This window comes from Bradyrhizobium sp. Ec3.3 (assembly GCF_000472925.1).
Lineage (GTDB): Bacteria > Pseudomonadota > Alphaproteobacteria > Rhizobiales > Xanthobacteraceae > Bradyrhizobium.
The window spans coordinates 24,368-35,896 of sequence record NZ_AXAS01000071.1 but is presented as its reverse complement, the minus strand read 5'-3'; the positions used below and the strand labels follow the sequence as shown (position 1 = coordinate 35,896).

Annotated in this window: 12 protein-coding genes and 1 pseudogene; 5 read left to right on the top strand and 8 right to left on the bottom strand. The window is 58.7% G+C overall.

The window, feature by feature from the left end; translation table 11 throughout:
- Positions 1-586: 586 nt before the first annotated feature.
- From YUU_RS0140010 to YUU_RS0140000, 3 genes are all read right to left on the bottom strand, one after another.
- Positions 587-1,411 (bottom strand): Fic family protein, encoded by an 825-nt coding sequence (locus YUU_RS0140010; RefSeq protein WP_027527297.1) that lies wholly within the window; start codon positions 1,409-1,411, stop codon positions 587-589.
- A complete protein-coding gene (locus YUU_RS0140005) occupies positions 1,408-2,169 on the bottom strand; it encodes a hypothetical protein (protein WP_027527296.1) in 762 nt (253 codons plus the stop codon). The genes YUU_RS0140010 and YUU_RS0140005 overlap by 4 nt, the downstream gene beginning before the upstream one ends.
- A gap of 292 nt (positions 2,170-2,461) precedes the next feature.
- Positions 2,462-2,758, bottom strand: coding sequence for a hypothetical protein (locus YUU_RS0140000; protein WP_027527295.1), 297 nt, complete (start codon positions 2,756-2,758; stop codon positions 2,462-2,464).
- Between the two features lie 156 nt (positions 2,759-2,914).
- Here YUU_RS0140000 and YUU_RS57385 point away from each other — a divergent pair.
- A pseudogene (locus tag YUU_RS57385) lies at positions 2,915-3,130 on the top strand (IS5/IS1182 family transposase); the annotation flags it as partial.
- A 391-nt stretch (positions 3,131-3,521) separates the two neighbouring features.
- Here the strand turns inward: YUU_RS57385 and YUU_RS0139990 are convergent.
- The 5 genes from YUU_RS0139990 to bioB all read right to left on the bottom strand — a co-directional run bounded on the left by YUU_RS0139990 (position 3,522) and on the right by bioB (position 8,064).
- Positions 3,522-4,805: an adenosylmethionine--8-amino-7-oxononanoate transaminase gene (locus YUU_RS0139990; protein WP_027527294.1), complete on the bottom strand. Its 1,284-nt coding sequence runs from the start codon at positions 4,803-4,805 to the stop codon at positions 3,522-3,524.
- Positions 4,792-5,436, bottom strand: a complete 645-nt coding sequence (gene bioD, locus YUU_RS0139985; RefSeq protein WP_027527293.1) for a dethiobiotin synthase — start codon at positions 5,434-5,436, stop codon at positions 4,792-4,794. The genes YUU_RS0139990 and bioD overlap by 14 nt, the downstream gene beginning before the upstream one ends.
- Complete coding sequence (locus YUU_RS0139980; RefSeq protein WP_027527292.1) at positions 5,433-6,587, bottom strand: 8-amino-7-oxononanoate synthase; 1,155 nt, start codon at positions 6,585-6,587, stop codon at positions 5,433-5,435. Before YUU_RS0139980 ends, bioD begins: the two co-directional genes overlap by 4 nt.
- 81 nt (positions 6,588-6,668) lie before the next feature.
- Entirely contained in the window at positions 6,669-7,022 is a 354-nt protein-coding gene (panD, locus tag YUU_RS0139975) for an aspartate 1-decarboxylase (protein ID WP_027527291.1), read from the bottom strand.
- Positions 7,023-7,068: 46 nt separating this feature from the next.
- Positions 7,069-8,064 carry a biotin synthase BioB gene (gene bioB, locus YUU_RS0139970; protein ID WP_027527290.1) on the bottom strand — a complete coding sequence of 332 codons (996 nt, stop codon included), beginning with the start codon at positions 8,062-8,064 and terminating at the stop codon, positions 7,069-7,071.
- A gap of 114 nt (positions 8,065-8,178) precedes the next feature.
- Between bioB and YUU_RS0139965 the strand changes: the two genes are divergently transcribed.
- From YUU_RS0139965 to YUU_RS0139950, 4 genes are all read left to right on the top strand, one after another.
- Complete coding sequence (locus YUU_RS0139965; RefSeq protein ID WP_027527289.1) at positions 8,179-8,811, top strand: GntR family transcriptional regulator; 633 nt, start codon at positions 8,179-8,181, stop codon at positions 8,809-8,811.
- A 156-nt stretch (positions 8,812-8,967) separates the two neighbouring features.
- On the top strand, positions 8,968-9,303 hold the full coding sequence (locus YUU_RS53415; RefSeq protein ID WP_051390151.1) for a Dabb family protein: 336 nt from the start codon (positions 8,968-8,970) through the stop codon (positions 9,301-9,303).
- A gap of 110 nt (positions 9,304-9,413) precedes the next feature.
- On the top strand, positions 9,414-10,808 hold the full coding sequence (gene pabB, locus YUU_RS0139955) for an aminodeoxychorismate synthase component I (protein ID WP_027527288.1): 1,395 nt from the start codon (positions 9,414-9,416) through the stop codon (positions 10,806-10,808).
- Positions 10,805-11,389 (top strand): aminodeoxychorismate/anthranilate synthase component II, encoded by a 585-nt coding sequence (locus YUU_RS0139950; protein ID WP_027527287.1) that lies wholly within the window; start codon positions 10,805-10,807, stop codon positions 11,387-11,389. The genes pabB and YUU_RS0139950 overlap by 4 nt, the downstream gene beginning before the upstream one ends.
- The last annotated feature ends 140 nt before the right edge of the window (positions 11,390-11,529 follow it).

Sequence of the window (11,529 nt, the reverse complement as noted above, 5' to 3'; positions counted from 1 at the left end):
GCGACCCGTCTGGCAGGCGCAACAAGGACAGAATGAGACCGCTGACTTCGGCCGAGCCACGAGCACCACCCTGTCGGTGTGGGGGAGGATCTGGACAATCGAAAGCTCGGGGGAAACCAGTGAGCGGAAGGCTTGAAGCAAGGCGAATCACGGGCGTCGACTGCGATCCTGACCTTATGCCCTTATTCGCACTGTCCGTGAATCCCGCAGCCTGCACCAAATGTGCGGAAGAACCCCTGATTGTCGCGCCATACGAAAGCGGGAAATGATGCATGCTTGGGTCGCTTGGTGCGAACACTGGGCGACCGTGCCATCGCCGAAGACCCTTTGCTCCTGGATCGCGAATATATGGCGGAGGCAGCCGAGTAGTCTTAGAGACCTGAGCTGGGCGCAGCTCATGCCGAACCAAAATCTTGGGACGACGCTTTCGTGCGCGGCAGGTAGACACGAGGCCACCGCCCGGCACTAGCCGCCGTTGACCGCCACGCCGCGACTCAAGCACGACATGGCCGGGTTTCAGGCGCGCGTCACGACGTTGATCGAGTTCATCGGGAGCCTGCCACGATGGCGACCCGCCATTGCCTTCTCAGCGGCCCATCGCATTCGGAGAAAGAAAGCCCTGTGGGTTATCCTCGGCGTTCCAATAGTCCTTTGTGGCGGGTACTTCGTCGCGCCACTCAATCTCCGTCGCGGTGTCGTAGTTTTCCCATCTGGCGTTCTGTCCTTCTCTCACGAATGCGTTCGTCCTCGCCCAGGCCTCAATGGCGCCGTCCACTGTGGCCTCATGTATGGTTGAGACTACCTCCTGCGCGCGCAAGCACGCGCGCGTGATGGGCCCTGGTTCGCTTCGCTTCGTGAGCGCCCTCATGCCTCCGATGTAGTCGCCGCGAAATACGGTCGGAATGATGACTTGCGCCTGGTTACCTCTCAAAAGTTCTGAAGTGAGGTGCAGGCGCGATATGCGTCCGTTGCCGTCATCGAACGGATGCACTTCCGCGATCAGACAATGGAGGAAGACGCCACGTGCGAAAGGTTCGGTGAGCCCCTGCAGGAGATCGTAGCCGTACTTCAGCGTGCCAACGACCAGGTCGGGCTGGACCATTGAGATCCCACTGACCTTGTTGTTGACTGTCTTGAACCTGCCAGGCTGCTTTTCGGGACGGGCGTCCATCAAGAGCGCATGACGCGCCCTCAGCATGTTCTCGAACTCCTGATAGTCAGCAGGCACCGCCGTCAGTGCGCGTTCGTCGGTGAGTAGCCGGTACGTTGCGATCACGTCGTGCCCGTCCGCGGGACGGTTGATAGGCGCGACGCCTTCGAAGACGATGCGCTTCGCCTCTACCACCGTAAAGTCGGTGCCTTCGATGAAGTTGGAAAAGTAGGCCTCGAGGAACGCGTTCGACTGTCTCACCCCTGGTCCTGGGATACGGGCCGATCAGGAAAAGATAGCAACTTGAGGTGCGCGAACAGCTCCTGCAGTCGGGCGCAGCAGTTTTTGTCGGCGCCCGCCCGTCTAATTTCCACAGCCTTGCTCGCGAAGCGCACTTTTTGCGTTCCGAGCAAACCGCCCATCAGGCGGTCGAGCTTCTTGAACTCTTCCTCAGCGCTAAGCTGAGGTGCGAGCTCCCTCGCTTCGTCGCGCATTTTATTGAAATTGTCCCGCCCGCCCGAGTCAAGCAGGGTGACTAGGTAGTCCTCGAATTCGGCATCGCTCAGATTTCGCTGCACTCCGCCCCGTGTCCGCGTGGGTTTGAGGTTCTCAAGTAGAGAACGTGGGCGGGACGGTGAATAGAACTCGGCGGTGATCATTGGACTGTCGCCAGGCAGAGCCGACGGCCCTTCGATTAGTCGAATTTCCATGCCCGGAAGTTCGACTGTCCGGTTGGAGTATGGCCCTGTGAGGAATACGTAAGATTTCCCGCCCTTCTCTGGCTGATATGGTCGCATCTTTGCGCCGGTGCGAGATGTCACCACCATTTTGGGAAACAGGTGCGGTAAGATGTACCAGATGTTCCGCCCCACGACGGCTTCGAGACCGTCTTTCAGATTTGACGTATAGACGCGCTCGACGATTTGCCTAAGTTCACCGGCCTGGGCGCGCCTGCGGATCTGCCGGCTGCCGGCTTGGTCGTCTTTTGTCGTGATGAGTATCTCGCCGTAGGTCGCCATAGCCGTGTCCGCTGCGGTCGAATAAGGAGGACGACCGTCCATTAAAGTCGGTTAAACGCCCATTTTGGTCCGCATTAGTCGAATTGGAACCCGCTTCCAGCTCTAATATTCGAGTATCCTGCCCATATTCAAGGGGATAGTCCGTAAAAATCGTTTAAGGTGCCGTTCTTGTCCGCAATGCTCGAATAGACCGACACGGACATATTCGAATAATACGGACAAAAAGTCAATAATATCTGACTTTTACGGACAATCCACCTGGCAAATCGACTGTGGCGGACGCCGCATAGGACTAGGCGGTTGGAGCGGCCCGCTTCGGCCCCAGTCTGATCGAAAGCCGTTCAATCAGATGCGGTTTGAATTCAACCTTCGGGACGAACACCGGAACCTCGGGATCGGGCTTGTCTTTGTCGTGTTTGGGATTGGCGCTCCAGTCATCCCGCTGTGGGACGTTCTCCAGCCCGACCACAAACATGTCGAACCCATCTTCCGCCAGTCGGAACCGCAGGAAGTTGTTGTACGCGCCGATCCGCAGCGAACTGAACGCATCGTTACGGTTCATCCTGAACAGCAGGCAGGTGATCAGCATGTTCAGACCAAACAGCGTGCTCCCGATCAGAAAGCAACGAACCGTCCGCCGGCCCAGCAGCTCTCAGTTCTATTGGTGACATGACGACAGTCCTCTCTCCCAACTGCTGGGTCGAGACATAGCCTGAGTCGCAAAATCGGTTGCGCATCAAATCCGCGTCGCCGCGCCGCCGTCGAGCCTGTGATCGGCCATCTCAAGGACGACCACCGGATGCGCCGTAACCATCTCAAGGGCCGCGACGGCGACCGCATCAACGCCGTGCTCGCCGCCACCGGCTACAACTTCAGCCTGCTCCGCCGCTGGCTCGCGGAACATTTACGCGGCCTGTTATGGATACTCTGTCGCCACCCATCGCAGCCACACCTTGCGTAAAAACGGTACTCAGAACGTTCTTCACAAACGACGATTTACAGTCAGCCCCCCTTCGTCACTCGGGAGACCCCCGCAACAGCGTCAGGCAGTGGGCCCGAAATCGTGTCCAACTCCGCTTGACCAGTGAAACGGCGCGTTCATCAGTGGTGAAGATCACGCCCTGCTGAACCGGCTCAATGCCAGCCGCGATCTCAACTAGCTTCCGGGCGGCGGTTGCCGCGCCCCACGGACAAACGACAGCTGTCCATAAGTCGGACGCCCCTTTCAATCTTGCGAGCGTGACGAACCTCTACCGGCTCCTTCGTCAAAGCCCACCGCGGACTTAGGATCGGGTAAGCGCGATACTCGCCCCATCGGTCGGAATAATGAGAAGAAGTTGGCGCTCGAGTGCCTATGCACGCAGAGCGTTCCTTCCAGCCAGCGCATCGGCGGCGTCCCAGATGCCTGCATAGATTTCATCAAGATCTGCCGCTGTCGCACAATACGGCGGCATCACGTAGATCGTATTGCCGAGCGGCCGTAGCAGCAGATTTCGATTCTTGAAGAAGGCGTGAAGCTTCGGACCGATGTCCGCCAGATAGCCCGCATCGCTCGTCTTCAGATCGAGCGCTGTAATCGTGCCGGTTCGACGAACGCTTCCGAAGCGCGCATCGCCCCGGAATGGCTCAATTGCCTGTTCTTGCATCGCGGCGATCGCCGCCACGCGTTGGCGAGTTTCGGGATCTTGCCAGAGGTCCAGATTGGCTCTTGCGGCCGCGCAGGCCACGGGATTTGCGGTATATGAGCTCGAATGAAAGAACGTGCGCGTGCGATCCTTCGAATAGTGGGCATCGAATATATCGGCGCGGCAGAGCGTCACCGCGAGGGGAAGCGCTCCGCCCGTAATTCCCTTGGAATAACAGACGATATCGGGTGTGACATCGGCCTGTTCGCACGCGAAGAGTGTTCCCGTGCGGCCCCAGCCCGTCATGACCTCGTCGGCAATGAACAGGACGTCCCATGCCTCGCAGATCCGCTTCATCTCTCTGAGCACCCAGGCTGGGTACATCAGCATTCCGCCGGCCCCCAATATCAGAGGCTCCACTATAAAGGCTGCCGGAATTTCGTTTCGACATGCAGACTCAAGGGCGTCGAGCGTGTCCTGCTCTCGACCTGTTGCGGGAAACGGGACGGAGGTGACGTCGAACAGCAAGGGTCCGTATGCCGCGTTGAACACGCCCCTAGCCCCGACCGACATCCCACCGATCGTGTCGCCATGATAGGAATGTTGCATCACGACGATGCGTATTCGCTGCTTGCCGATATTATGCCAATAGCCCAGCGCCATTTTTAGCGCGACTTCCACGCTTGTAGAGCCACTGTCGGAGAAGAAGGCATACTCGAGCCCGCGGGGCGCAAATTTCAGGAGCTGCGTCGCAACTTCCTCCGCCGGATCATGGGTATGGCCCGCAAAGATGATCTGGTTGAGCTTGCCGGCCTGTTCCTGAATCGCGCGCACAATATCCGGGTGACAATGACCATGCGTCACCACCCACCAGGATGAGATTGCATCGATGATACGGCGACCATCGGCGGTGTGGAGATAGGCACCATTACCCCGGACAACCCTCGTCATCTCGTCTTGAAGAGCGTGTTGCGTGAATGGATGCCATATCGGAGATTTATTCTTTGGCATACAACTTGAAACTATCTGCCCGGAATGAGGTTTTGAATGTGGCCTGCAGCGTGTCCGCGGTGAGGGGCGAGAGCCACGGCAATCGTCCCAGCCAACGCACCCGCCCCATCTCGCGGATGACGGTCTGAGTCTCGGCATTTCGTTCGCCAATGAAGGCCATCCCGAGAATGGGGATCTCACGCTTTCGGAGAGCCTCTATCGACAGTAGCGAGTGATTGATGGTGCCCAGTTCCGTGCTCGCGCAAAGCACGACTGGAAGGCGCCATCGCTCGAAAACATCAATGTAAAGTGTATCGCCAGTCAGCGGCACCATGAGCCCGCCCGCGCCCTCGATAACCAATGGCTGCCGACTAGTATCGGGCACATCGAGCGAATCTGCCTCCACGCGAACTCCGTCAACCTCGGCGGAATAGTGGGGCGAGGCTGGTGTTCGAAGGCGGTAGCGCTCTGGCAAGATGCGGTCGGCCGACAAGCCGCCGAGCCGCGCGACAGTCTCGGTGTCGGTCTCTCCATCGAGGCCGGCTTGAATCGGCTTCCAATAATTCGCGCCGAGAAGGTTCGCGAGCCCCGCGGAAAACACTGTCTTTCCGATTCCAGTATCTGTGCCCGTCACCACGATACGCGGAGTCATCGAAGTTCACCTTTTGTCTCCTCGGCCAAGGCATCGAGCATTGAGCATACGTCGTCTTCGAGGACGTTGAGCGTTAGCGAAACTCGCAAACGGGCCGTGCCCGCCGGCACGGTTGGCGGCCGAATAGCGCGGATGTCGAAGCCGCGAGCCTGCAGCGCCGAAGCAAGCCGCATCGCACCTGCGTTATCGCCTACGATGAACGGTACGATCTGCGAGACCGAAGGACTTTTCCAACCACGCTCTCTCATCTGCCGATGTGTGAATGCAACCAACTCGATGAGACGCTGCTGACGCTCGGGTTCCTGCTGCAGGATCAGAATAGCCTCTCGCACGGCGACGGCCGTCAATGGCGAGGGGGCGGTGGCGAAGATGAACGGACGGCACCGATTGACCATGAAGTCTCGCAGGACGCCGGACGCAGTGACGAGCGCCCCCGCAGCGCCCAGCGCCTTGCCGCAAGTATGAACGACCAGGAGATTTTCTCGCCCCTCGTAAGGCGCGGTAAGCCCTCGCCCCTTCTCACCGTAAACACCTGTGGCATGGGCCTCATCCACCATCAGGAACGCATCATGCCGGTCGGCAAGCGCAACCAGTTCTTGGAGCGGCGCAAAATCGCCGTCCATGCTGTAGAGACTTTCGGCAACGATCCAGATTCGCCCCACTCCGCCATTTGCCCGCCAGTCACGAATCGTGCTTTCGACCGAATCTGGGTCGTTATGAGCGCTTAGCCGAAAGTCCGCGCGGCCGGCCCGCGCGCCTTCATGAATGCTCGCGTGCACCAGAGAATCGAGAACGAGCAGATCGCCTTTCTGCGGCACCGTCGTCAGGACAGCAAAATTTGCGACATAGCCGCCGCCAAAGAAGAGCGCTGTCTCGGCCCCAAAGAACCTGGCCGCTTCAGCTTCCAGACTTTCGTGCTCCTCGCAATTGCCGCGCAGGAGCCGCGAGCCGCCGGCTCCGATCGGTGTGCCGGCCTCGATCGCTGCCAACACAGCCTTCTTCATGCGCGGCGCGCTCGCGAGCGCCAGATAGTCGTTGGACGTGAAATCGATTCCTGCACGCGGACTGAGGCTACGCAACCGGTGATCTTCTTTCAGGACGTTCAACGCCGAGGCATATCGGACAGCTTTTCCCGCGTGGATTGAGTTCATTTTGCAGCTCTGAGGGCATTGAAATCGCGCAAAATTCTCATCATGCGCGCAGAAAAACGGCTTTGAATGGCCGCCTGGCGATCAAACCGGCGATATTCGATTTTCTCGATCAACCACCACAACGCGCGGTCTGAATGTTTTTGCTTCCGCCTCGTCAAAGGAGGCATATGCAACGATGATAATTTTGTCTCCGGGCATCGCTAGTCGCGCGGCCGCACCATTCAGGCCTATGATGCCCGACCCCTGCGGCGCCTCGATCACATAGGTGGCGAAGCGCGCTCCGGTTTCGATGTTGTAGATTTCGACGCGCTCGTTGACCAGGAACCCTGCCGCGTCCAGCAGTGTACGATCGATTGAAATCGAGCCTTCATAGTGCAGATCGGCTTCGGTCACCGAGGCGCGGTGAATTTTGCCTTTCATCAAGGTAATTTGCATTTCTCACCTAAGCTTAAGGAGTTTGCAGCTCGCCGTCCTGCTTCGTTCAGGCAAGTCCAGATGTGATGCCGAGCCTGGTCAGCAACTTTGCGTCGCGGTCGGCTTTCGGATTTTTGGTGGTCAAGAGCACGTCCCCGATAAAAATTGAATTTGCACCGGCCAAAAAGCACAGCGCTTGCAATTCGTCGGTCATGTCATGGCGTCCGGCGGACAACCGCACGACGCTCTTCGGCATCATGATCCGGGCTGTTGCGACCAGACGCACGAGCGCGATCGGATCAGGACGCTCCGCGCTGTCATTGACTGGAACCCCCTTGACCTCGTTCCAAAGATTGATCGGCACGCTTTCCGGAGGCTTTCGAAGATTGGCGAGCAGGACGAGCATGTCGAGACGGTCCTCAACGCGCTCGCCCATACCGATAATGCCGCCACAGCAGATCTTGATGCCCGCCTCGCGCGCGTGCTCAAGCGTGTCTATTCGGTCCTGCAGCGTGCGGGTCGTGATGATCCTGCCGTAGAACTCAGGCGAGGTGTCGATGTTGTGATTGTAGAAGTTGAGCCCCGCCTCGGAAAGCTGTGCCGCCTGCTTCGGCGTCAGCATGCCGAGTGTGACGCAGGTTTCCATGCCAAGGTCTTTGACGGCGCTGACCATCTCGCAGACCCGATCGAGATCTCGGTCTTTTGGAGTGCGCCAGGCCGCAGCCATGCAGAAGCGGGTGGCGCCAGCCTCCTTGGCACGCTGCGCGGCGGCGACCACATCGGCGCGATCCATCAGACGACTCGCTTTCACTCCCGTCTCGTAGTGCGCGCTCTGCGCGCAGTAGCCGCAGTCTTCCGGGCAGCCACCCGTCTTGATGCTGAGCAGACTTGCTGTTTCGACGTGGTTCGGGTCGAAGTTATCGCGGTGAACGCTTTGCGCCCGAAACATCAGCTCGGCGAACGGTAGACCATAGAGCGCTTCGGCCTCGCCACGTTTCCATTTTTCGCCGACCTGCGCGAGCTCGCAACTTCCGTTCCGGTCAACTTCAACAGCAACATCCATAGTCCTCGAACCCATAATCATAGATAATCACGCGAATTATCTATCGTCATCGACATTGGATCGATGCTAATCGATGTGCTATCGGGGCGCACCCATTTTTCCGATAGATAATCTATGATGAGCGAAAACAGGACGACTGCTGGACGCATCGCCGAGTCGATTGGTGAGCGCATTATCCATGGCGCACTGCAGCCGGACTCGCCACTCCGGCAGGATCATGTCGCCCGGGAATTCAATTCGAGTCACGTCCCGGTGCGGGAGGCTTTTCGACAATTGGAGGCTCAACATCTTGTCGTGAGCGCACCTCGCCGCGGCGTGCGGGTCGCACCTCTCGACACGAATTCGGTGAAGGAAATCGCCGAGATGCGTGCAGCGCTCGAGGTGGTCGCGCTACGCAATGCCGCTCCAAAGCTCTCATCGATCCACTTGGCACGCATTGAACTTGCCCTGATTGAAGGAGACGATGCCAAGACGATTGAGGAGTTTGAGATGGCCAACCGGGCCTTTCACTACGCTCTGGTTGCGCCCTGTGCGATGCCGCGCCTGCTTGCCAGTCTCGACGAGCTTCAGCTTGCAAATTCTCGGCTTGTGTTCGCGATGGCGCGGACGGCCGGCTGGCGTCCACGGTCCAACCAAGATCACCGCCTGATTTTGCAGGCCCTGCGAAGTCGCAACCTTGATCAAGCCTGTAACCTGCTCGCGCGTCACATTCAGACCATCGAACGCCTGGCCCTTCCGACGTCCTGATCAGGAAGAGGCTCTTGGGAGTTCAGTTGCAGCCTGCGAGGCGCGACACTTTCAAACAATCGATCGTCAACCAGCGATGCAGCAGCGGGCGTTGCAAAGGGATCGATCCCAAGTTAGTTATGCGCCCCATCTCTGACAGCAATGCTAGATCCATCCATGATTCGTCACATCGTTTTGTTCACCGCCAAGGATGAGGGGCACATTGACGGGATCATCGAAGGCCTCTCGGTTCTCACGACCATCCCGCATGCACGCCGGCTCGAGGTTGCTCGCAACCGCAAGAGCGACCAGCTCGGAAACGACATCGACGTGATCGTCTATGGTGAATTCGACAACGAGGCGGAACTCGCAGCTTACAAAGCGCATGATCTATACCAGGAATCGATCAGGCGGGTACGCCCACTCCGCGAGCTGCGGTACGCGGCAGACTACAATGTATCAACCGATGTGCGTGTGCTCACTCGCCGCGCTGTGTCCACGGGCGGAGACTAAGCTCACCGCCGGTTTCACGAGCTTGCAGATTCCGATCGACGGTCGCTATTGTTTGGCGCGGGCCGTAAATCGCGGCGCGCCGACGCCACCCGCCGGTGACTGACAGCCCGATGCACGTCCGCGAACTGCCATGGATTGCCCCCGTCATAGCGATGCGGCGCCTCGCCCGCAGGCCTCATCTTACGTTTCTTGATAGCGCAGCAAGCCACGAGCTACTTGGGCGCTACTCGTATCTGACCTGCGACCCGTTCGGCACCTATATCGTCGCGGACGGACGGGCAAGTTGGAACGGACAAGTGCTGGACGACGCCCCCTGGGAAGTCCTCCGCACCCTTCTTGCGAGGTATCCGCAAGAGCATCGCCCTGATCTGCCGCCATTTCAGGGAGGAGCGGCCGGGTTCTTCGGTTATGATCTGAACAGGACACTGGAGCGATTGCCAGTTCCGGCAGCCTCCGGACATCGTTTGCCTCAATCCATCCTGCATTTTTATGACCTGGTTGTCAGCTACGATCACCGTGAGAAGAGGTGCTGGATCGCTTCTACAGGCTGGCCGGAAGAGGATCCCGCACGCCGCGCCGCACGTGCACGCCACCGAGCCGATGAGTTTGCAGCTCTCCTTGCCAACTCAAACTCGCCGCGGACTAACGCCTACGGCGCGGTCGGACCATGGCAATCGAATTTCAGCCGCTTGGGCTACATTGCGGCGGTACAGCGCGTCATCGACCTGATTCTGGCTGGAGACATTTTTCAAGCCAACATTGCGCAGCGCTTTAGCGCGCGCTTGCCGACCTCATTTGATCCAGTTGCCTTCTACTGCCAACTGCGGTCATTGAACCCAGCACCGTTCGCCGCGCTCCTTCGTTACGGCAATCTCACCATTGCATCGAGCTCGCCGGAGCGGTTCTTGAGGCTCGACGGACGACGGGTCGAAACGCGCCCCATCAAAGGCACGATCGCTCGCTCCACTGATCCCATGGACGATCAGCGTTGCGCTCAACTCCTGATCACATCCGACAAGGATCGTGCCGAGAACATCATGATCGTCGACCTCCTACGCAGTGATCTGTCACGTGTTTGCACTCCGCATTCGGTCGACGTTCCTGCGCTGTGCAATCTCGAAACCTATGCCTCGGTGCACCACCTCGTGTCGGTCGTAACTGGTGAGCTCGCAGCGGACCAGGACGCCATCACCCTCCTTCGCGCCTGTTTTCCAGGCGGCTCCATTACCGGGGCGCCGAAGGTGCGATCGATGGAAATTATCGCGGAAATCGAACAAGTCGCACGAGAGGTCTATTGCGGAGCGATCGGCTTCATCGCCTTCAGCGGCCACATGGATACGAATATTGCGATCCGCACTGTCACCATCGACGACGGCATGGCTGTATTTCACGCAGGTGGCGGGATAACGGCAATGTCGGATCCAGCGGCCGAATACGAGGAGACACTCGTCAAGACACAGCGAATGTTTGACGCATTTTGCGCCAATTCTCCCGGTGATTCGTGATTGTCATCATCGACAACTACGACTCCTTCGTCTTCAACATTGCCCGCTACTTCCGTAGGCTCGGTGAAGTAACGGAAGTGATCAGGAATGACGCGATTTGCATCGACGATATTGTTCGTCTCAAGCCGCGCGCCGTGGTCATTTCCCCCGGTCCCTGCACCCCAATGGAGGCCGGAATATCGACCTCGGTCGTTCGCGACCTTTCAGGTCGTCTCCCGATTTTGGGCATCTGCCTTGGGCATCAATGCATTGGTAGCGTTTTCGGCGGAACGGTGGCACGTGCACGTCGCCCCATGCACGGCCGGTCCTCATACGTTACGCACGACGGCAGAGGGCTATTCGAGGGACTCGCTTCGCCTCTTTGCGTGGGGCGCTACCATTCCCTTGTTGTGGAGATCGATCAGTTACACGCGTCGCATCTTATGGTAACTGCGCGTTCGGACGAGGGCGAGATCATGGCCCTTGCACATCGCGATCAACCTACCTATGGCGTCCAGTTCCATCCCGAATCAATACTGACCCACCAGGGCGAGGCTCTGCTTAGAAACTTTTTGCGGCTCGCAGAGTATTTCCAAGCGTGACGGCGGGCTTTCCTCTCGTACGCCTCCGCCGCAGTCAGGCGGCGGCATCCCCAACATTTCAAATCGTATCGCATTCTCGGCCATCTGGTTCGGCCAGCAGCCCATAGAGCGCGCTTTCAACAGCCGAGGCGCGCGCTTAG

Coding starts and splice junctions, on each gene's coding strand:
- YUU_RS0140000 (WP_027527295.1), bottom strand. CDS start 2,758: ATGCTGATCACCTGCCTGCTGTTCAGGATGAACCGTAACGATGCGTTC.
- pabB (WP_027527288.1), top strand. CDS start 9,414: ATGCACGTCCGCGAACTGCCATGGATTGCCCCCGTCATAGCGATGCGG.
- YUU_RS0139980 (WP_027527292.1), bottom strand. CDS start 6,587: ATGAACTCAATCCACGCGGGAAAAGCTGTCCGATATGCCTCGGCGTTG.
- bioB (WP_027527290.1), bottom strand. CDS start 8,064: ATGGATGTTGCTGTTGAAGTTGACCGGAACGGAAGTTGCGAGCTCGCG.
- YUU_RS0140005 (WP_027527296.1), bottom strand. CDS start 2,169: ATGGCGACCTACGGCGAGATACTCATCACGACAAAAGACGACCAAGCC.
- panD (WP_027527291.1), bottom strand. CDS start 7,022: ATGCAAATTACCTTGATGAAAGGCAAAATTCACCGCGCCTCGGTGACC.
- bioD (WP_027527293.1), bottom strand. CDS start 5,436: ATGACTCCGCGTATCGTGGTGACGGGCACAGATACTGGAATCGGAAAG.
- YUU_RS53415 (WP_051390151.1), top strand. CDS start 8,968: ATGATTCGTCACATCGTTTTGTTCACCGCCAAGGATGAGGGGCACATT.
- YUU_RS0139965 (WP_027527289.1), top strand. CDS start 8,179: ATGATGAGCGAAAACAGGACGACTGCTGGACGCATCGCCGAGTCGATT.
- YUU_RS0139990 (WP_027527294.1), bottom strand. CDS start 4,805: ATGCCAAAGAATAAATCTCCGATATGGCATCCATTCACGCAACACGCT.